Below are 19,755 nucleotides of genomic sequence, written 5' to 3' on the forward strand. Positions count from 1 at the left end.
TTAAAAAAATGAATATGAAAAACTTATTAATTGCTATTATTACATTAGCCTTCACGATTACATTCACTTCTTGTGAAAAAGAAACCTCACTAACTCCAAATCCGCTTTATAACCAAACTCTAAGTCAACCTCAGAGTTTCCAAGCTGATATTGATAGTTCTACCTATATTTTTAACATAACTACTAGTGTTGAATCTAGTGGACTTCTAAATCTGGAAGGCGTAAAGGGAAACTATAAAATAGTAGTGGTTACTAGCTCATTAACACCTGGTGTATATAAAACAATAGATAATGGTTTGAATAATGTTAGTATATATATCAATAATGGTGTAATGGGCATCTATTCTAGTGCATTTGTACCAGTGCCTGACATGGAGGTTAAAATTAATTCTTTCGATGCTATAAATAGAACCATTACAGGGTCTTTCAGTGGTTTGGTGCAGGATATTAGCACAAAAGATACCATTCGAATATCAAATGGAATCTTCACCAATGTAAAAGTATTAAAAGGCCCAGATGTAAACTTGGGAAAGATGACTGCAAAAATAGATGGAACTCCTTTCGAGTCATACTTTTGTGTTCAAACCAGTGCATCTTACAATGGCTTTGAAATAAGCCAAATAGATGGATCAAGCACCGGAGTTAACAAATCGTTGAAGCTGTTATTTGATGATAAAATTAAAACCGGAACATTTAATATTGACGGATTTGATATTTCTGCGCAGTATTATGCCAACTTATCATCAAATCAAGACCCATTTAAAGATATTTATGATGGAATAAGCGGATCAATAGTAGTGAGCAAAGTAGACACCGTTGCCAAAATAGTAGAAGGTACTTTTAACTTTGAGGCTTTAAATATAGATTCTGACACCGTGAAAGTAACTGACGGTAAATTTGAAGCAGTAATTCAATAGTGCTTTTTCCAATAATCTGGTGGAAGAATAATTAACTTAGGGTAGTCAACGACATCCAAATGGTTAAATAAAGTTTTAGGAGAGGCCCACGGATGGTGGACCTCTTTTTTTTCCACATTATTTAATTCAGGAATCCACAACCGAACGAACTCCCCTTGACTATCATAATTTTTTGCCTGAAGAATAACATTAAAAAACCGATCTCTACTGTCATTTCCAACTCCGGCAATATACATCCAGTTTCCATAATTGCTACAAACATCATAATCCAGTAACATAGATTCAAAGTATTCTGCCCCTACTCTCCAGTCTTGTTGAAGCTCCTTCACAAAAAAAGATGCTACATTCTGCCTCCCTCTGTTACTCATAAAGCCTGTAGCGGCTAATTCTCTCATATTAGCATCAATAAACGGAATACCCGTTTTTCCTCTTATCCAAGCATTTACAAATTCTGGATTCGGATTCACCAAATTCTGATGACCATTTATTCCATAGGAATGGAAAATTTTATTGCCATTTTTTAAAGCAGTATATTTAAAAAAGTCTCTCCAAATCAATTCAAATATAAGCCAGTAAGTAGAATCATTAGAATAATATTCGTGCTCAAACCTCTTAACTTCCCAATAAATATGTCGAGGAGAAATACATCCATTCCATAACCAAACTGATAGTTTACTAGAATAATCGGCACCTATTAATCCATTTCTTTTTTCTTTGTATAGGAGTAGTTCTTGTGATTCATAAAAATAATGATTCAGTCTATTGTTTGCTTCATCTTCTCCACCTTTGAAAGCAAGAACTGACCGATTATCCTTAATAGGATTTGAAAATTTAAAGTCGTTGAGAGACGGTATAGTCCCTTTTTGAATCCTGTTAGACAAGTTATTGAGCTTGGAGGGTAGGGCAATGCAGGGCCGAATAGAGGTATTTCTTTCTAATAGCTTCCGAAATGAAGTAAAAATAAAAGGGGTATCTTCTAAAGCAAAGGGTATATCATCTGGGTGAAACAAAAAAGCATCGTAGGCATATTCTATTGAACCATTAAAAACTCTTTCTACTCTTCTTTCTAACTCAACCTCTTCAAAAGTTATTTCTTTTTGAGTGTAAATCGTAGTTGCATTTGTTTCAAGTGATAAATGCTTTAAATATGAAGCAGTATTTCCAACTCTAATCACTAAATCACTTCCTACTTTTCTGAGGTTTTCTCTTAAATTTTGAACACTTTCAATAAGTAACTGAGCTCGATGGACTCCTATTTTAGGATAGCCAAACTTAGTCGTTGAAAATAGAATCTCGTCAAAACAATAAAAGGGGATTACAATAGAATGATTTTTCAATGCTTTGGTTAGCGATTCATTATCATGTAATCTTAAGTTATTTCTAAACCAAACTATTGCAACGCTCATTCTTTTTATTTCTTCTACACTTTTCTCCACAGTATACAACTGTATTCCAACTCAACCTCCACTTCTTTCTCCAAAAGAATGGTCTATTACAAGTTGGACATATTTTTTGTGGTAAGTCTCTTTTATTAACCAAATTGGATGGTATTTGTTCTATGGGCGATCATCTGAATAGGTCCCTAAAAGCTTGTATAAAGGTGAGCGACCAATTAACCCAACGATTAAAAAGAACAAACCAAGAATAACCATAACAATGGAAAACGCAATTGACTCACTTTTTGTAAAAGTGAAATAAAAAGTAACCAAAGCCATCAAGATTCGAAGTATTCGATCCAATAGACCCATATTTTTTTTGAATCCAAACATTATCTATAAATTTTACAGAATGTATCCATTTTTATTAAAAAAAGGAAGTTTATTGTGACAAAACAATCTGTTTTGCCATATTTTTGAATATAAACCCGTGAAAAGGTAAAACAGAATACCAATATAAACGGCCTGCCAAACCTTTGGGACGAAAAGTAGCCGTCTGGACCATGCAAAAACCTTCCAGTCCACCTGCGATAGGAATGATTTTGAATTCTAGCCATGCATCTCCTGGCAACTTCATTTCAGCATATAATAATAATCTAACATTTACCTCATCTGCTAAAAGCACCCTCCAAAAGTCCAAAGAATCTCCAGCGTGGATATCTGTAGGACTACGTCTTCCCCTTCTCAAGCCTACTCCCCCCACTAACTTATCCATATGGCCACGAATCTTCCATAGAAAATTTCCATAGTACCAACCTTTGTTACCCCCAATGGACCAAATGTTCCGCTTAACTTGATCAAATTTTGATGCTTCAAAAGCTACCTTCTTAACATCTTCAAATGTTCCATTTTGTGGTACTTCTATATAATCATTTAATGAAGACTCCGGATGTATAAAATGATCCGAATCTACCCATGAAGAAACAACCATATTTTGTTCTATCCTTTTGAATGCCAACTGCACCGCTTCTTTATAAGTAAATAGCTTTATTTTAATTATTTCATGCAAGTCGTTTTTTACAATGACTTCATTTTTCATGCTGTCCACTAAGTTGACCGCCAAATGGTAAGAAGTTGAGGTTACAAAATAAAGCCAATAAGATGAAATGCGAGGACTGAATACTGGGACTGTAAAAATAAATCTCTTTATCCCTCTAACCTTTGCAAACTCTAACAACATTTGTTTATAGGTAAGTATGTCTGGACCTCCGATGTCGAAGGTTTTGTGATACGTTTTTTCATTCAGGGCCGCAAGAGTCAGGTATTCAATTACATTTCGAATACCAATAGGTTGACATTTCGTATTCAACCATTTTGGAGCAATCATTACAGGCAACTTTTCCACTAAATCCCGTATAATTTCAAAACTAGCACCACCTGACCCTATTACAATCGCTGCTCGAATTACGGTAGTGGGCACCTTAGATTGCTGCAAAACATCTTCTACACTTTTTCTACTTGTGAGGTGCTTTGATAAATCGGAATCATTAGAAATACCTCCAAGATAAATTATCTGCTTTGCACTCGATCGATCAATATATTCTTTAAAGTTTTCAGCTGTTTGCTGCTCCATTTCTTCAAAATCACCTTTGGAAGTGGATAAAGAGTGTATTAAAAAATAGGCAACATCAAAATCCTCGGGCAATTCTGAAAGTGTTTCACGTTTTAAAAAATCTGCTTGATAAACTGTTACTAAACATTTCATCGAGGTGTTTATTGACAATCTATTTTTATCTCTAACCACCGCATAGACTTGGTGTCCATTTTGTGTTAAACTAGATAATAATCGTTTTCCGATGTAACCATTTGCTCCTGTTAGTAAAACTTTCAAGTTGATTTTATTTTAAGTTAAACAAATTTCTATTGTTTATTGTTTGAGAAATATTGTAAAATACGAAACATGCATAGATTATCACGAACAAGTCGATTACCCATTTCACTTGAGAAAGCTTGGGATTTTTTTTCTTCTCCTAAAAACCTAAAAGAAATCACACCTGACTATATGGGTTTTGATATTACTTGTACACTTCCAGAAAAAATGTATCCTGGAATGATTATTACTTATAAAGTGAAGCCTCTATTAGGAATACCAATTGGTTGGATGACAGAAATTACTCATATAGAAGATAAAAAATTCTTTGTAGATGAACAACGAGTAGGGCCGTATACTATTTGGCATCATCAACATCATTTTAAAGCTATAGAAGGCGGAGTAGAGATGATTGATACTGTAGACTATGTTTTACCTTTAGGACTTATAGGAAGGGCTTTAGAACCGATTTTAGTAAGAGGGAAATTGAAAGAAATTTTTGATTATAGAGAGAAAAAAGTGGAAGAGCTATTTGGTAAATTTTAACGGTAAGTAAATCTAATTCTAACCTAAAAAAAAGGGCGAAATCAATAATGATTTCGCCCTTTCATGCGATCTAAAAATTAACTTATCTGATAGTCAACTTTTGGATGGTATTGTTTCCATTGATATTTGTTCTCAAGAAATACATTCCATTATTTAAGCTTGATAAATCAATTTGCTCTTGTACTGTATTTGCTCCAGAGAAATTGTTATTGTAAACTACCTTTCCTGTAATGTCATATACTTCTACTTGAACATTTCCAATCTTATTCTCATCAGTAATGTTTAAAGTAATGAATCCATTTGACGGGTTTGGATAAACTTTAATTGCAGATGATGCGCTCAAAATTTCGTTTGTTCCAATAATTACATTTCTAGGAGTACCGAAGTTTGGACGAATCATATAAGTCACATTAAAGTTGAAGTTTTCATTTGGCGTCCAAGGAGTTGTCCCAAAGGTTACAAAATTTGTATTTGCTATGAATTTTGTTGGAGTAGTTCCAACAGTAACATTTGAATCTTGCTCTTCTACACCAACGAAAAAAGAATCAGCAGGAAGAATTACATATCCACCAGCATTATTAAACGTTAAGGTAGCATAAGAAGCACCAGTATTAGTATACGTAATGGTGTCAGTTGTTGCAATGATTCCACCAGGCAAACCATTCGAAAAGCTTCTAACTTGAGCGCTAAGTGGTTGGTTCGTCATAGAGCCGCCTCCATTATTAATAAATACTGTAACAGAAGTTAAAGTATCACTTTTACTGATTTCATAAACAGAACCTAACTCACCTTTAATGCCTGCCCCAATTCCTAAGGAACCTGTGGCGATACCATTATCTCTAGCCATAGTAGTGTCGGTTACGATAAGTGTGTCGGAAGAATTAGAATTGTTATTTGGAGTTGCATCAACATTTGAGTGTGAAACTAAGTAATCTACAGTGTAAGCACCTATTACAGTAGGAACATAATTCGCTACTTTAATAAATGTATTGTTAGCACCTGGAGCTAGTTTCGTTATTGAAGAACTATCAGTATATACAACCGTTGCATTTCTTTTAACCGTGTAATTCACTTTCACATTCCTTAAAGTATCTGCACCAATATTTGCGGCAATTGCTGCAAAAACAATGGAGTCAGTTTGATTGAATGGCAGCCTAGTATATTCGGATAATCTATTTGTAGCTAATAACTCCACATCAAAGCTAGCTGCATTCTTAATAGAAATATCGTCAATAGCAATATCGTCATAGAATGTACCATTGGTTTCATCTACAATGAATCTAACTTTTATTGGAGTAGTAGCTCCCAATGAGGATAAATTCACGCTATTTCTCTTCCATCCATTCGTATTTACAGAGTCTACAAAAACAGTATCTAAATTAGTCCCATATTCTACTGTTACATAAAGTGTAGCATTTCTTGTTCCAGTTTCTCGATCACTGTAGTGGAAAAATTCTAACTCAGGATTAGTTAATCCACTAATATCAATATCAGGCATTTGCAAAGTAACATCAGAAGAAGATGGAGACTCAGAATCATCCACATACGCAAAATATCCAGTCCCACTATTATCAGTTGCAGGACCGTGCCCACCTTGTGCTGGGGAATAGGCTTGTGATAACACCCATAATTCATTTGAGCTTGAGTAATTAGTTATACATGGATCGAAAGTAGCTGAACCAAAACTTTGAGTATAAGGAGCTACTACTGCCGCACAGGCGGTAGCAAATCTACCTTTTACAGACCAAAAGCTATTATTTGCAGCACTGCAGCTATCTTCTACTCTAAATTCATAGACTGTAGATGCTGATAAACCAGTTAAGGTATAAGGTTTAGTTGTAATATTAGAAATTTTAGTTCCTGTTCCAGAAACAAAACCTAAGGGACCATATTCAATATTCCAAATAGTAGCCCCACCAGAAGTCCAGTTTAAATCTACCGTAGTAGTTGTTGCATTACTAGCAACCGGTAATGTAGGATTTAAACAATTAGGAACAACTACGTCATATCCAAAAAGAATATCAGGCGTACCTTGCATTACACCGAACACTTGTAGGTTTGAAGTACTGTATTGGTCTGTGATAAACAAACCTCCTGCTATTGGAGCAGCATTAGGCTGCTGTAGACCAATCAAATCAGGTGTAACAGTATAAAAAATACCAGTTGGCATACCAGAGGGAATCGCAATTACATCTATCCTTGCTTGTTCAAGCGCACCGGTAGCTCCCTGATTAAACATATATAAATAAGGACCACCTGCTGTTACAGTATCTACAGCACCTCCATAAATAGCAGAAACGCCATGAGTAGCCATTGGAATAACAGTTGAAGCAACTCCTGTTTTACTTACCAAAACAACATCAGAAGTAAAGTTTCCAATCCAGAAACCACCTGCACCACTAAACGCAGTAGGATCATATGCACACATTCTAGCTCCTACAGTTGTTCCTGTAATAGTAATGGTTGAGGTTCTTGTTTTCGTAACAGGATCAACTACAAAAATTGAGGATCCTGCCGCCCCCATGTATAAGGAAGTACCATCTGTAGTTATAGATCGAACTCCTGTAACACCAGGTATAGTAAACTTGGATGTGACTTGACCTTGAGCATTCATAGTACAAAGAGAGTCAGAGGCCCATTTTGAAATCCAGAACTGCCCATTTAAATAAGCTACTCCTGCATTTCCATTAGCTACAGATCCTTGTTGAAATTTTATTAAAGAATCTCCAATATTTACAGTTAGAAATGGATTTAGGGCGGCTTTACTAATGTTTGCGGTTGCCCCTTTTGAGGTTGGATTTATTGTCAACCCATTAATAGATTCAGATTGCGCAAATAGTGACGAAGAAGCCACTAAAGCAGTACTAGCTAATGCGACAGCGAGTCCTTTTAGCCTTTTACTAGGTAATAAATTTCTCATATTTAATAGTTTTTAGACCTTTAAGACGAATAAAAGAAATAAATAGTTGCCGAAACTAAAAATTTTTAAAAAAAAAGGGCGAAATCAATATTGACTTCGCCCTTTCGTTTGATCTAAAAGTTGACTTATTTGATTGTCACTTTTTGAATAGTATTGTTTCCATTGATATTCGTTCTCAAGAAATACATTCCATTGTTCAATCCCGATAAGTCAATTTGCTCTTGTACTGTATTTGCTCCAGAGAAATTGTTATTGTAAACTACTTTTCCTGTAATGTCATATACTTCTACTTGAACAGTACCAATTTTATTTTCATCAGTAATATTTAAAGTAATGAATCCATTTGACGGATTTGGATAAACTTTAATTGCAGATGTAGCACTCAAAATTTCATTATTCCCAACAGTGACAGTTCTTGGAGTTCCAAAATTTGGACGAATCATATAAGTCACATTAAAGTTGAAGTTTTCATTTGGCGTCCAAGGAGTTGTTCCAAAGGTTACAAAATTTGTATTCTGTATAAATTTAGTTGGAGTTGTACCAATTGTTATATTAGAATCTTGCTCTTCTACACCTACAAAGAATGAATCAGCAGGAAGAATTACATATCCACCTGCATTATTAAACGTTAAAGTAGCATAAGAAGCACCTGTATTTGTGTAAGTAATAGTATCTGTTGTAGCTAAAACACTACCAGGCAAACCATTAGAAAAACTTCTCACTTGAGCGCTCACAGGCTGATTAGTCATAGAACCTGTAGCATTTCTGATAAATACAGAAACTGAAGTTAAAGTATCACTATTAGCGATAGCATAAACAGAACCTAATTCACCTTTGATGCCTGCTCCAATTCCTAAAGAACCTGTAGCAATACCGTTATCTCTAGCAATTGTAGTATCTGTTACAATTAATGTATCAGAAGAGCCCATATTGTTAGATAACGTTGCGTCTACATTTGAATGAGAAACAACATAATCTACCGTGTAAACACCAGTCATAGTAGGCATATAGTTCGCAAGTTTAACAAAAGTGTTAGTTGCGTTTGGTGCCAATGAAGCTAAAGCTGAACTGTCAGTATAAACAACGGTAGAACCTCTTTTTACACTATAGTTTACTTTCAAACTTTTCAAAGTATCAGTACCATTATTACCAACTATTGCCGCAAAAACGATCGAGTCCGTTTGGTTAGAAGGCAGTTGAGTATATTCTGACAGTCTATTCGTTGCCAACAATTCAACTTCGAAAGCTGGAACAACAGAAACAACAAAATTATCGATCAATAAGATGTTCATATCAGTGGAGTTGTTTCTTATCGCTAAATGAACCGTTTGGCCCGCATAAGCAGATAAATCAACGGTTCTATTGGTCCATACACCTGTTGCGGCAGGTACATTTAATAAAACTGGGTTAGCATTTAAACCTGCAGTATCAGGAGTAGTTGTGGAAATTAACACTTGATATCCATCAGGAAAATTTGCATCTGAAGCTCGCACATCAAAAGACAAAACTGCATTTTGAGGAAGTAGCATTGAAGGTGATATCATGTAATCATTCGCAGTACCTGCTGGAGTAAACCAAGAAGTACTTGCAACACAAGTATCACCTACTACAGAACTATCCGGATCTGGGAAAGAGATAAAAGCATCAGTAAAAAAAGCGTAATTCGCTTGGGGTGTATTACCATCTAAATCAAGTAAAGTCCAATTGGCTAAAGACGCTGAGCTGTTAAAATTTTCTGAAAAAACTGTTTGTGCGGTTGAGCTAAAGCTAGTCATGCCAAGAAGAGCTGCTCCCAAAATTTTGTAAAATCTATTCATATAAAAATATTTGTTCAATCAATTTGAATGAACTGGTTAATAATTCAAATTAGTAATGTCCTTTGCTTTTAGGGTCGCCAAATTTACTATTAATAAGAGGGAATACTTGTTAAAAAATATAAAAGGGTAATAGGAGTGACGAATGGTTATTTGATGTTATCTCTTGCTATTAATTGATTTAAACCTAACTCAGCGCATTTTTGTATGTATCTAAAGCCCTATTTCTAGCCATTTTGTGTTCTACTATTGGATCAGGGTATTGGTCTGTATTCCATTCTTTTACCCATTTTTTGATGTATTGGTAATCTTTATCAAACCGTTTGATTTGTTCAGATGGATTAAAAACTCTGAAATATGGTGCTGCGTCTACCCCTGTTCCAGCTGCCCACTGCCAATTTCCATTATTGGCAGACAATTCATAGTCTAATAGCTTTTCTGCAAAATAAGCTTCTCCCCACCTCCAATCAATTAATAAATGTTTTGTTAAAAAGCTTGCTACAACCATTCGTACCCTGTTGTGCATAAACCCCGTCTGATTTAATTCTCTCATACCCGCATCTACCAATGGGTATCCTGTTTTACCCTCACACCACAACTGAAACTCCTCTTCGTTATTTCTCCATCTTACAGCATCGTACTTCCGATGAAAATTATTCGAAACAACATCTGGATAATAATTCAATATGGTCATAAAAAACTCTCTCCATATTAATTCATTTAAAAACACCTCACTCTTTTCCTTAGCTCTTGTGGCAATTTCTCGTATAGAAACCGTACCAAACCTAAGATGAACACCTAACTTAGAAGTACTGCCCTTAGCTGGAAAATCACGCTCCTCTGCATAAGCTTCTAAAATTTCATCTTTAAGTTTAGAACTAGGTATTTCAATATTGGTTAACTCAAACCCTAACTCATTTAAAGTTGGAGGTTTGAATTCGGACGGATTCCACCCATCAAATCGCAGTGCAGATGAGTATGACTCTAATTGATTTTTCTGCAATACTGATTTCCATTTCCTGCTATAAGGAGTATATACTAAATATGGCGTCCCATCATCTTTTAACACTTGTCCTGGTTCAAGAATTACTTGATCTTTAAAACTATAAAAAGAAATATCTTTAGCATTTAAAAATTTCCTTACCCACTCATCGCGTTCTTTAGCATAAGGCTCATAGTCGCGATTTGAATAGACCGAATGAACTTTAAAATCTTCCACAATTTGCTTCCATACTTCCTTAGGTTTTCCGTGATATACCTTTATACTAGTCCCTTTAGTTTTTAAAGATTCATTTATATCACTCAAATTCTGATGAATAAAACTAACCCTTGCATCTGCTTTGTTTTTAAGGTCTGATAATATTTCCTCATCAAAAATAAAAATAGGTTGTACTTTTTCTTCACCAGAAAGGGCATGGTACAAGCCTGTGTTATCTTGTAACCTTAAATCTCTTCTAAACCAGAAAATAGCTACTTTTTCGTTTTTCACTTTATTTACATTAAAGGTTTTGCATAAGGTAATCGTTCAAGCAAGGAAGTTTTGTAGTAGGCATCTAATCCAGCTACTGTTATGGTTCCTAGTTGCTGAATATCGACAAAGCCATCTTCAGATATTTTATTCGTTGCCATTTCTATATGTATAATTTCACCTATTATGATGTAGGTTCCATTCAATTCAACGGTTTTAATTTCTCGCAGTTCCAGACCCATTTTAAGCTTACTCTCTTGAACAAAAGGAGCAGAGAAGCCATTTATAAATTGTTCATTCAGTCCTACTGCTTTAAACTCAGATACGTTGGTATCATACCTTGCAGCAGATTGATGCGCTTTTCTATAAATAGTTTCATTCACATGATTTAGAGTGAACTGACCAGTACTTCTAATATTTTCTAGAGTATGACGATCCACAGTATCCGGACGAGAAACCATCCCAATTAAAGGTGGATTAGCTCCTATATGGAAAATAGAATTAAAGGGAGCTAAATTAGTACCCCCATTTGAATGGATTGTTCCCACTAAATTCAAAGCTTTGAAACCCTCAATTGAATTGATGAAATTGGCTCGAAATCGCTGGTCTAGGTGCGCAATGTCTTTTTTACTAACTATTTTTTTCATTATTTCAATCTACCCATTCCCCCATCAACATGCAATACTTGTCCGGTAATCCACGAAGATTTCTCTGTCAGTAAAAAAACCGCAGCATTAGCAATATCAGTTGCTAATCCTATTTTTTTTAGTGGATGACGTTCTGCATTCGCTTTTCGTTTTTCTTCAGATGATAGTAAATTACTCGCTAAGGGTGTCTCGGTTAATGATGGAGCAACAAGGTTAACCCTAATCTTTGGTGCTAATTCTGAAGCGAGTGCCCTTCCAAAACCTTCTAAAGCACCTTTAGCCATAGCCACTGATGTATGAAAAGTAAGCCCAGTTTGAACAGCTACTGTACTAAACATCACTATTGAAGCATTTTCAGACTTTTTTAATGCTGACAATGCTTGTTGAATCACTTTTGTAGCACCTAAAGTATTTAATTGTAATTCATCCAAAAATTCTTCTGTTTTTATTCGGTGAAAGGGTTTTAGACTTATTGAGCCCGGACAATACACCAAACCATCCAATTTTTCAGGAAGGTCTAATTCAAAAGTTTCTGTTACGTCAATATTTTGAAAGCTAACGTTATTCAAATCTTCAATATTGTTGCTTTCTCTAGAAGCAACAATAACCTCGTAACCAAGACTGACTAACTGACGTACAATCTGATTACCAATTCCTGAGGTTCCTCCGACTACTAAATACTTTTTACTCATTTTCTTTTATTATTGGAACAATAGAAATGAGTAAATGTTTAAAGTAACATTGTATAGAAACGTTTCACTAGGCTCTTTTTTCCAAACGTGACTTGACTACTTTCTCCCAACTCATCAAAAACCAAGGAGTATACTTCTCAGGATTTTCAAGAGTGTCAACTTCTAAGTAGCTAATATCTACCCACTTCCAATCATTTACCTCTAAGACATTTGGTTGAGGATGATTTGAGTAATGCCCAATAAATACATGATCATATTCATGCTCTATTAATCCATTAGAAAACTCTGCTCTGTAGGTAAATTCAAATTGTTTCACCAGTTCGCAATCAAATCCCATTTCTTCTAACAGTCTACGATGAGCAGCTTGTTCATTGGACTCTCCAGGCTGTTGATGACTACAACAGGCATTAGTCCATAAGCCTGGAGAATGATATTTATTTAATGCTCGCTGATGAATCATCATTTGATTGTGCTGATTGAAAATGAAAACAGAGAAAGCCCTATGAAGCAAACCTTTTTCATGAGCTTCAATTTTTTCCATTATTCCAATCTGATTATCAGATTTATCCACTAAAATTACTGACTTCCCCAAATTATAAAATGTTAAAACTGTGTTTAATATACGAACTCAATAACAAACCATATTTTTTATTGTTAGGAATACGAATTCTCTTGGCTAAAATTGTCGAAGGAGCGGTGCTCTGGATTTTTTTAAAAAGAGCATAGTAATAAACGTATGCGGTATACACTCCGAGTCTAGAATTTTTAGGCAATTGCTTAATTCCAATATAGGCGTCTTTAAAGTCCTGCTCAATGTCTGCTTCAATATTCTTTTTACACGACTCACTAAAAGAGCCTAGGTCTACATTTGGAAAATAACTTCTTCCCATATCCTTAAAGTCTTGCTTTAAATCCCTTAAAAAGTTGATTTTTTGAAAAGCGGCTCCCAATTTCATTGCAGAAGGCTTTAAATGTTGATATTGTTCTTCATTTCCTTGACAGAAAACCCTTAAACACATTAGTCCAACCACTTCCGCTGACCCTAATATATACTTTTCAAAACTCTCTTGATCAAACACTTTTTGAGATAAATCCATTTCCATACTGTAAAGAAATGCTTCAATCAACTCCTTCTCAATCCCGTATTGATTAACAGTGGCCTGAAATGCATTCAATACAGGATTTAAACTTATACCTTCCGCTATTGATTGATAAGTGTCAGCTTTAAATTCTTGTAAAAGTTTTAATTTATCAAAGTCGTGAAAAGAATCGACAATTTCGTCTGCTAACCTTACAAACCCATAGATGGCATAAATCGGTTGATGAATTTTTCTATCTAACACATAGATACCAATTGAAAATGAAGTACTATATGCATTTGTAATTAGTTTACTAATTCTATTTGAGGTTTTATCGTAGAGTGCCTTCATCTTTCTAATTTACTTTTTTTTGAACTAGCTCTGAAACCACTTTCCCCGAAATAATAGAAGGTGGTACACCAGGTCCAGGTGTGGTTAATTGACCGGTAAAGAATAGGTTTTTCACTTTCTTATTAATCATAGACGGCTTAAAAATAGCCGTTTGACTCAATGTATTAGCCAATCCATATGCGTTTCCTTTAAAAGAATTATAATCCGAAACGAAGTCAGAATATCCGTAAAACCGCTTATAGATAATATTGTTTTTTAAGTTCGTTTTTAACAGTCGTTCCATTCTCTTCAAAACATCATTTAAGTACATCTCCATCAACTCTTTATCCTCTTTCATGTCTGGGGCGGTGGGAATAAGTATAAAAATGTTTTCATGTCCCTCAGGAGCTACTGTTGGATCTATTTTCGATGGACAAGAAACATAAAACAGAGGTTTGCTTGGCCACTTGGGTGTATCATATATTTCTATTGCGTGATCATTAAAAGATTCGTCAAAAAACAAATTATGGTGTTGTAAACCATCAATCTTTTTATCAAACCCCAAGTAATAAATTAAACTGGATGGTGCCATGATTCTAGAATCCCAATACTTTTGATCATACTTACGATATTTAGCCTCTAGAAGATGTTGCTCCACATGATGATAATCTGCACCTGCTACAACTGCATCAAAATTTAAGTATTTATCATTAACAACTATACCATTAGCTGTTCCTTCTTTTACTTCTATTTTTGAGACTCTATGATTTAAGTGAAATTTCACACCCAAACTGCTTGCCAACTTTGTCATTGCAGCCACAATGTTGTACATTCCGCCTTGAGGGTACCATGTTCCTAATGAAATGTCAGCATAATTCATAAGGCTATATAAAGCCGGAGTTTTTGAAGGCTTTGCCCCTAAAAAAAGCACTGGAAACTCCATCAATTCAATGATATTTGGATGTTTAAAATACTTTCTAACGTGATCACTAAAAGAATTAAATAAGTTCAACTTTAATGAGCCTACTATCACCCTCCAATCTATAAATTCTGTGAATGATAAAGACGGCTTGGTCACTAGGTCATTAATACCCACATCATATTTATACTTGGCGTCAGCTATAAACTGATCCAATCGATCACTTGCTCCTACTTCCTTAGATTCTAATAACGCTTTAAATGCGGAATAGTCAGCAGGAATATCCCATTTTTCTCCGTTTTGAAAGTAAACACTATATGAAGGATCCAATCGCAATAACTGATAATAATCTGATACTTTTTTACTAAAATCTGCAAAAAAACGGTCAAACACATCTGGCATCCAATACCAACTTGGTCCCATATCAAAAGTGAAACCATCACTTGAAAATTGTCGAGCTCTACCACCTGTTTGTTCATTTTTTTCAAATACCTCTACCTGATATCCAGCTTTCGCCAAATAACACGCTGCAGAAAGCGATGAAAAACCCGAACCTATTATTGCAATTTGCTTACTCATACTTTCAAATCTAAGCGTAATCCTCTAAAGCTGATGTTAATTTTTTACGTGCCAGGAAGATTCTGCTTTTCACTGTACCTATTGGCATATTCAGTTCATCTGCAATTTCTTTATACTTGAAACCACTATTATGCATATCAAATGGAATTCTTACATCATCCTCTAACCGATCTACCTCTTTCTTAATTTCCTCATACCGCAAAGCCGAATCAGGCGTCTCTGATGCCGATTCTTTTGAGATATTTAAAAAATAAGATTCTTCCGTAGAATCGATAATGGTTTTTTGACGAGAAACCCTTCTATAATTATTGATGAATGTATTTTTCATTATGGTATACATCCAAGCTTTTAAATTTGTTGGATCAACAAACTTTTCTCTATATCGTAATGCTTTAAGCAATGTTTCTTGCAATAAATCATTCGCGTCCTCTTGGTCTGCCGTCAATTTTAATGCAAAATACTTTAATGGATTCTGAAGCGAAACGATCTGATTGTTAAACTCTATTGCTGTCATAGCTTAATGTTTTTTAAATTTTGTTTAACAAATGTATGTTTTAGTTAAACACAAATCAAAAAACCAGAGCACTTTTTTTGCTAAAATTTATTAAAAAAAGCAAAAAACAACACTCAATAAATTATAATTCAATGAGTTATGATGTTTAATAAAATTAAAAATATATTAAACAAGATTATTGTCCAAGAATTTTACGAAACCATTAACTTTTTTAAAAGTCTTTATATTATTCGGAAGCTTTAATGGTTGATGTTGAAGTTGAAAACCTGAAAGGACAATCGTTTTTCCTTTGCCCTCCTTAGAAAGACCATCGATATAACTTTGAATATCAATATCGGGAAATGGGGCTGTGAATGAACTAACAATACAATCGATATTTGGATGACTTTTGCACACACGTTGAACATCAGCAAATGGAACAAACTGACCCAAATATATGACCTTGTGTCCTCTTTTTCGTATTAAATAATTTGAAAACAATAAGCTCAGTTCGTGCATTTCATGCTCAGGCAAAAACAACAGAAAAGTTTTGTAATTGGGGGATAAGTAAGAAAATTTATCAGTTTCTGAAATGATCTTTTGACGAATAATATTACTTACAAAATGTTCTTGAGCAGGAGAAATGCTATCCGATAACCATAAAGAGCCCACCTTGTGTAAAAATGGATATACGATTTCCGTCATGGCAGTTTCCATGCCTGATTCAGCAATGAATGCATCAACCTTCTGTATAAAATCAACCTCATCCAAATCCATTAATGGTTGAAGTAAACTGTCAATTTTTTGAACCGTATTGGTGTCGGTATTGAGGTATTCTGCTACTTTCTGAGCGATCGCCTCTTGCTTAAGTTCAGCAATCTTTGAAATTTTTAATCCAGATCGATTAAGAATAGCAATGTTTAATAGCTTTTTTAATTGTTCATCATTATAAGTTCTGAAGTTGGTTTCCGTCCGGTTGGGATGAATGAGGTTGTATCTTTTTTCCCAAATACGAATAGTGTGCGCTTTTATTCCAGTAATCTGCTCCAGATCTTTTATGTTGTACTTCGCCATTTGATATCTCTATATTAATAAGCTATAAATACATGAACAATCATTTGAATAAAATGTTTGGACGGCTAATTTACAATAGATTTTGTACTCAATCACCAATTAATAATCTCTACGTAATTTTGATGCATGCCAAAAGCAGACCTCAAATCCATTATACAATCAGCTCCTAAAAAACCAGGCGTATATCAATATTTTGATAAGGAGGGAACTATTATTTATGTTGGAAAAGCTAAAAATCTCAAAAACAGGGTCAGTTCTTATTTTAACAATAAGCATCTAGATAGTGGAAAAACAAGGGTTTTAGTAAAGAAAATAGCCGATATAAAATACATTATTGTTGATACAGAACTTGATGCTTTATTGCTGGAGAATAACCTTATAAAGAAATATCAGCCTAGATATAATGTTCTTTTAAAGGATGATAAAACATTCCCTTGGATTTGTATTAAAAATGAACGGTTTCCCAGAGTTTTTGCGACTAGAAATAAGATAAAAGATGGATCAGAGTATTTTGGTCCATATCCCTCGGTTCGCATGATGTATACCGTACTAGAACTCATAAAACAGCTCTATCCATTAAGAAGTTGCACTTTAAATTTATCTCCTTTAAACATTAATAATCATAAATTCAAAGTATGCTTAGAATATCACATAGGCAATTGCAAAGGACCTTGTGAAGGCCTACAAGAAGAGGTAGATTACAATGAGATGATCAAGGAAGTCAGAGGTATCATAAAAGGAAACATCTCAGAAATTAACAAACAGTTGAAAGAAATCATGCACAAATATGCAGATGCATTAGATTTCGAAAATGCCCATAAAGTAAAAGAAAAGATTGCTGCTTTAGAAACCTTTCAAAATAAGAGTACTGTGGTTAGTCCTACTATTAACAACGTAGATGTTTTCAGTATTCAAAGTGATGAAAAAACAGGTTTTGTCAACTACATGAGAGTGGTGAATGGAGCGATTATTCAAGCTCACACGGTTGAACTGAAAAAAAAGTTGGATGAGACGGATGAAGAACTACTGGCGATTGGAATGCTAGAACTTAGAACAAGGTACGAATCTGAATCTAAAGAAATCATTGTCCCGTTTGAACTAGACTTTAGTATTCCCAACTCATTTTTTACTATTCCTCAAAGGGGGGATAAAAAGAAGCTACTTGAACTGTCGGAACGAAATGCAAAATTTTATCGACTAGAAAGTAAAAAACAAGCTGAACGAGTAGATCCTGAAAGACATTCTAAACGAATTTTAGAACAATTAAAGGCCGACTTAAGATTGAGTGAATTACCTCAACACATAGAATGTTTTGACAACTCTAATATTCAAGGAAGTAATCCAGTTGGTGCTTGTGTTGTTTTTCGAAATGCTAAACCGGCAAAAAGAGATTACCGCCATTTTAATATCAAAACTGTGGAAGGGCCAGATGACTTTGCCTCAATGGAGGAAGTGGTATACCGACGCTATAAACGGTTAATTGAAGAAGGGGAATCGCTACCTCAGTTAATTGTTATTGATGGGGGAAAAGGACAGCTTGGAGCAGCATTAAAAAGTTTAGAAAAATTGGGATTAAGAGGGAAGATCGCCATCATAGGGATTGCAAAGCGTTTAGAGGAAATTTACTTTCCGGGTGATAGCTTACCTTTATACTTGAAAAAATCTTCAGAAAGCCTGAAAGTTATACAGCAACTAAGAAATGAAGCACACCGTTTTGGAATTACTCACCATAGAAATAGACGTTCTAAAGGAGCCATTCAATCTGAACTTTCCGAAATAAAAGGCATCGGAGAAAAAACGGCCAAAGAGTTGCTCTTACGTTTTAAATCTGTTAAACGGGTAAAAGAATTGCAACTAAAAGACTTAGAAGAAATTATTGGATTTAGTAAAGCCAAGTTGGTCTATGAGCATTTTCATAAGGAGGGGTAATTTTACTTACTATCTAACTGTTTCCTGTTGAATGCTACTCAATACATCTAAGTCAATTTATCTGTCAAAATTCTCATTTCAATAGCTGGGCTAATTTTCTCGTATAGAATTCGATAAACAGCTTCGGCAATAGGAATTTCCACATTGAACTTCTTATTGATTTCAATGATACTTTTTACCGCATAATATCCTTCAGCAGTCATGTTCATTTCAAATTGAGCCGATTTTACAGAATAACCTTTACCAACCATACTACCGAACGTTCTATTTCTTGAAAACTGAGAATATGCTGTCACCAACAAGTCACCTAAGTAGGCCGACGACTTAACATCACGATGTATAGGGTTGACGGCATCAACAAACTTTTCAATTTCTTGAATCGCATTAGCAATTAAAACTGCTTGGAAGTTATCTCCATAGCCCAAACCATGACAAATTCCTGCAGCAATAGCATAAACGTTTTTAAGTACAGCTGATAACTCCGTTCCAAATAAATCATCGGAAGTAGAAACTTTAATGTATCTGCATTCGAATAAACTCGCCATAATTGCTGCATTCTCTTCTGTTTGGCAAGCAAAAGTTAGGTAAGACAACCGTTCTAATGCTACTTCTTCAGCGTGACAAGGACCACAAATAATTCCAATATTTTCGTAAGGTGTTCCAAATTGCTTGTGAAAATAACGTGCAGGAATAGCATGATATTCAGGCACAATACCCTTTATTGCAGAGAAAATTATTTTATTTTCAAGTCCTAGAGAACCCTTTCCTTCGAACACATCTGAAAGGAAGGCTGCAGGAGTTCCCATTACAATCCAATCTGAAGAGTCTAACACTTCTTCTAAGTCATTGCTTACATGAATTTTCTCCTTATCAAATTGTATGGAAGACAAATACCTAGGATTGTGATGGTACTTGTTAATATAATTTGCTTTATCTGCATTACGCATCCACCAAAATACCTTTCCTTCAATATTGTTGCAAAGCATTTTTACAATAGCAGTTGCCCAGCTTCCTCCACCTATTACAGCGATATTTTTCGGTTGTTTCAATTCCATATCTAACAAATATAATTAAAAGGCTTTTCTAAAACGAATCTTCTGAA

18 protein-coding genes are annotated in these 19,755 nt (G+C 34.7%); 3 read left to right on the forward strand and 15 right to left on the reverse strand.

Features of this window, described 5'->3' with window-relative positions:
• Positions 1–14 precede the first annotated feature (14 nt).
• Entirely contained in the window at positions 15–917 is a 903-nt protein-coding gene (locus tag GQN54_RS02575) for a DUF6252 family protein (protein ID WP_160631650.1), read from the forward strand.
• Here GQN54_RS02575 and GQN54_RS02580 read toward each other — a convergent pair.
• Genes GQN54_RS02580 through GQN54_RS02595 form a run of 4 tightly spaced genes read right to left on the reverse strand, consistent with a single transcriptional unit; the run spans position 911 to position 4,184 of the window.
• Positions 911–2,323, reverse strand: coding sequence for a DASH family cryptochrome (locus GQN54_RS02580; protein ID WP_160631652.1), 1,413 nt, complete (start codon positions 2,321–2,323; stop codon positions 911–913). The two genes, GQN54_RS02575 and GQN54_RS02580, sit on opposite strands and share 7 nt — an antisense overlap.
• On the reverse strand, positions 2,298–2,456 hold the full coding sequence (locus GQN54_RS02585; RefSeq protein ID WP_160631654.1) for a DUF2256 domain-containing protein: 159 nt from the start codon (positions 2,454–2,456) through the stop codon (positions 2,298–2,300). Before GQN54_RS02585 ends, GQN54_RS02580 begins: the two co-directional genes overlap by 26 nt.
• Before the next feature lie 17 nt (positions 2,457–2,473).
• Positions 2,474–2,686, reverse strand: a complete 213-nt coding sequence (locus tag GQN54_RS02590; RefSeq protein WP_160631656.1) for a YgaP family membrane protein — start codon at positions 2,684–2,686, stop codon at positions 2,474–2,476.
• Positions 2,687–2,735: 49 nt separating this feature from the next.
• Positions 2,736–4,184 (reverse strand): SDR family oxidoreductase, encoded by a 1,449-nt coding sequence (locus tag GQN54_RS02595; RefSeq protein ID WP_160631658.1) that lies wholly within the window; start codon positions 4,182–4,184, stop codon positions 2,736–2,738.
• Positions 4,185–4,253: 69 nt separating this feature from the next.
• On the opposite strand from GQN54_RS02595, the gene GQN54_RS02600 reads away from it, so the two are divergent.
• Positions 4,254–4,709 carry an SRPBCC family protein gene (locus tag GQN54_RS02600; RefSeq protein ID WP_160631660.1) on the forward strand — a complete coding sequence of 152 codons (456 nt, stop codon included), beginning with the start codon at positions 4,254–4,256 and terminating at the stop codon, positions 4,707–4,709.
• 82 nt (positions 4,710–4,791) lie between these two features.
• Here the strand turns inward: GQN54_RS02600 and GQN54_RS02605 are convergent, their stop codons facing one another.
• The 10 genes from GQN54_RS02605 to GQN54_RS02650 form a co-directional block, all read right to left on the reverse strand.
• Complete coding sequence (locus GQN54_RS02605) at positions 4,792–7,629, reverse strand: T9SS type A sorting domain-containing protein (RefSeq protein WP_160631662.1); 2,838 nt, start codon at positions 7,627–7,629, stop codon at positions 4,792–4,794.
• Between the two features lie 125 nt (positions 7,630–7,754).
• The gene (locus GQN54_RS02610; RefSeq protein WP_160631664.1) at positions 7,755–9,446 is read right to left on the reverse strand and encodes a T9SS-dependent choice-of-anchor J family protein; all 1,692 of its coding nucleotides are present in this window, start codon (positions 9,444–9,446) and stop codon (positions 7,755–7,757) included.
• A gap of 184 nt (positions 9,447–9,630) precedes the next feature.
• Positions 9,631–10,932, reverse strand: coding sequence for a cryptochrome/photolyase family protein (locus GQN54_RS02615; protein ID WP_160631666.1), 1,302 nt, complete (start codon positions 10,930–10,932; stop codon positions 9,631–9,633).
• 5 nt (positions 10,933–10,937) lie between these two features.
• Complete coding sequence (locus GQN54_RS02620) at positions 10,938–11,558, reverse strand: flavin reductase family protein (RefSeq protein ID WP_160631668.1); 621 nt, start codon at positions 11,556–11,558, stop codon at positions 10,938–10,940.
• Positions 11,558–12,250 carry an SDR family NAD(P)-dependent oxidoreductase gene (locus GQN54_RS02625; RefSeq protein ID WP_160631670.1) on the reverse strand — a complete coding sequence of 231 codons (693 nt, stop codon included), beginning with the start codon at positions 12,248–12,250 and terminating at the stop codon, positions 11,558–11,560. Before GQN54_RS02625 ends, GQN54_RS02620 begins: the two co-directional genes overlap by 1 nt.
• 67 nt (positions 12,251–12,317) lie before the next feature.
• Positions 12,318–12,842: an isopentenyl-diphosphate Delta-isomerase gene (gene idi / locus GQN54_RS02630; protein WP_160631672.1), complete on the reverse strand. Its 525-nt coding sequence runs from the start codon at positions 12,840–12,842 to the stop codon at positions 12,318–12,320.
• Between the two features lies 1 nt (position 12,843).
• Positions 12,844–13,680 (reverse strand): phytoene/squalene synthase family protein, encoded by an 837-nt coding sequence (locus tag GQN54_RS02635; RefSeq protein ID WP_160631674.1) that lies wholly within the window; start codon positions 13,678–13,680, stop codon positions 12,844–12,846.
• A gap of 4 nt (positions 13,681–13,684) precedes the next feature.
• Entirely contained in the window at positions 13,685–15,157 is a 1,473-nt protein-coding gene (locus tag GQN54_RS02640) for a phytoene desaturase family protein (protein ID WP_160631676.1), read from the reverse strand.
• Between the two features lie 10 nt (positions 15,158–15,167).
• A complete protein-coding gene (locus GQN54_RS02645) occupies positions 15,168–15,671 on the reverse strand; it encodes a sigma-70 family RNA polymerase sigma factor (protein WP_160631678.1) in 504 nt (167 codons plus the stop codon).
• A 165-nt stretch (positions 15,672–15,836) separates the two neighbouring features.
• The gene (locus GQN54_RS02650) at positions 15,837–16,724 is read right to left on the reverse strand and encodes a MerR family transcriptional regulator (protein ID WP_160631680.1); all 888 of its coding nucleotides are present in this window, start codon (positions 16,722–16,724) and stop codon (positions 15,837–15,839) included.
• 126 nt (positions 16,725–16,850) lie between these two features.
• Between GQN54_RS02650 and uvrC the strand changes: the two genes are divergently transcribed.
• Complete coding sequence (gene uvrC / locus GQN54_RS02655; protein ID WP_160631682.1) at positions 16,851–18,653, forward strand: excinuclease ABC subunit UvrC; 1,803 nt, start codon at positions 16,851–16,853, stop codon at positions 18,651–18,653.
• A gap of 47 nt (positions 18,654–18,700) precedes the next feature.
• Here uvrC and GQN54_RS02660 read toward each other — a convergent pair whose 3' ends face one another.
• Positions 18,701–19,708, reverse strand: a complete 1,008-nt coding sequence (locus tag GQN54_RS02660) for an NAD(P)H-dependent glycerol-3-phosphate dehydrogenase (RefSeq protein WP_160631684.1) — start codon at positions 19,706–19,708, stop codon at positions 18,701–18,703.
• Between the last annotated feature and the right edge of the window lie 47 nt (positions 19,709–19,755).

This window comes from Acidiluteibacter ferrifornacis (assembly GCF_009909615.1).
Classification (GTDB): domain Bacteria; phylum Bacteroidota; class Bacteroidia; order Flavobacteriales_E; family Vicingaceae; genus Acidiluteibacter; species Acidiluteibacter ferrifornacis.

What these genes read in the sequence shown, in the direction of transcription:
- GQN54_RS02575 (WP_160631650.1), top strand. Translation starts at nt 15, where the DNA reads ATGAAAAACTTATTAATTGCTATTATTACATTAGCCTTCACGATTACA.
- GQN54_RS02580 (WP_160631652.1), bottom strand. Translation starts at nt 2,323, where the DNA reads ATGAGCGTTGCAATAGTTTGGTTTAGAAATAACTTAAGATTACATGAT.
- GQN54_RS02590 (WP_160631656.1), bottom strand. Translation starts at nt 2,686, where the DNA reads ATGTTTGGATTCAAAAAAAATATGGGTCTATTGGATCGAATACTTCGA.
- GQN54_RS02600 (WP_160631660.1), top strand. Translation starts at nt 4,254, where the DNA reads ATGCATAGATTATCACGAACAAGTCGATTACCCATTTCACTTGAGAAA.
- GQN54_RS02605 (WP_160631662.1), bottom strand. Translation starts at nt 7,629, where the DNA reads ATGAGAAATTTATTACCTAGTAAAAGGCTAAAAGGACTCGCTGTCGCA.
- GQN54_RS02610 (WP_160631664.1), bottom strand. Translation starts at nt 9,446, where the DNA reads ATGAATAGATTTTACAAAATTTTGGGAGCAGCTCTTCTTGGCATGACT.
- GQN54_RS02620 (WP_160631668.1), bottom strand. Translation starts at nt 11,558, where the DNA reads ATGAAAAAAATAGTTAGTAAAAAAGACATTGCGCACCTAGACCAGCGA.
- GQN54_RS02625 (WP_160631670.1), bottom strand. Translation starts at nt 12,250, where the DNA reads ATGAGTAAAAAGTATTTAGTAGTCGGAGGAACCTCAGGAATTGGTAAT.
- GQN54_RS02635 (WP_160631674.1), bottom strand. Translation starts at nt 13,680, where the DNA reads ATGAAGGCACTCTACGATAAAACCTCAAATAGAATTAGTAAACTAATT.
- GQN54_RS02640 (WP_160631676.1), bottom strand. Translation starts at nt 15,157, where the DNA reads ATGAGTAAGCAAATTGCAATAATAGGTTCGGGTTTTTCATCGCTTTCT.
- GQN54_RS02645 (WP_160631678.1), bottom strand. Translation starts at nt 15,671, where the DNA reads ATGACAGCAATAGAGTTTAACAATCAGATCGTTTCGCTTCAGAATCCA.
- GQN54_RS02650 (WP_160631680.1), bottom strand. Translation starts at nt 16,724, where the DNA reads ATGGCGAAGTACAACATAAAAGATCTGGAGCAGATTACTGGAATAAAA.
- uvrC (WP_160631682.1), top strand. Translation starts at nt 16,851, where the DNA reads ATGCCAAAAGCAGACCTCAAATCCATTATACAATCAGCTCCTAAAAAA.
- GQN54_RS02660 (WP_160631684.1), bottom strand. Translation starts at nt 19,708, where the DNA reads ATGGAATTGAAACAACCGAAAAATATCGCTGTAATAGGTGGAGGAAGC.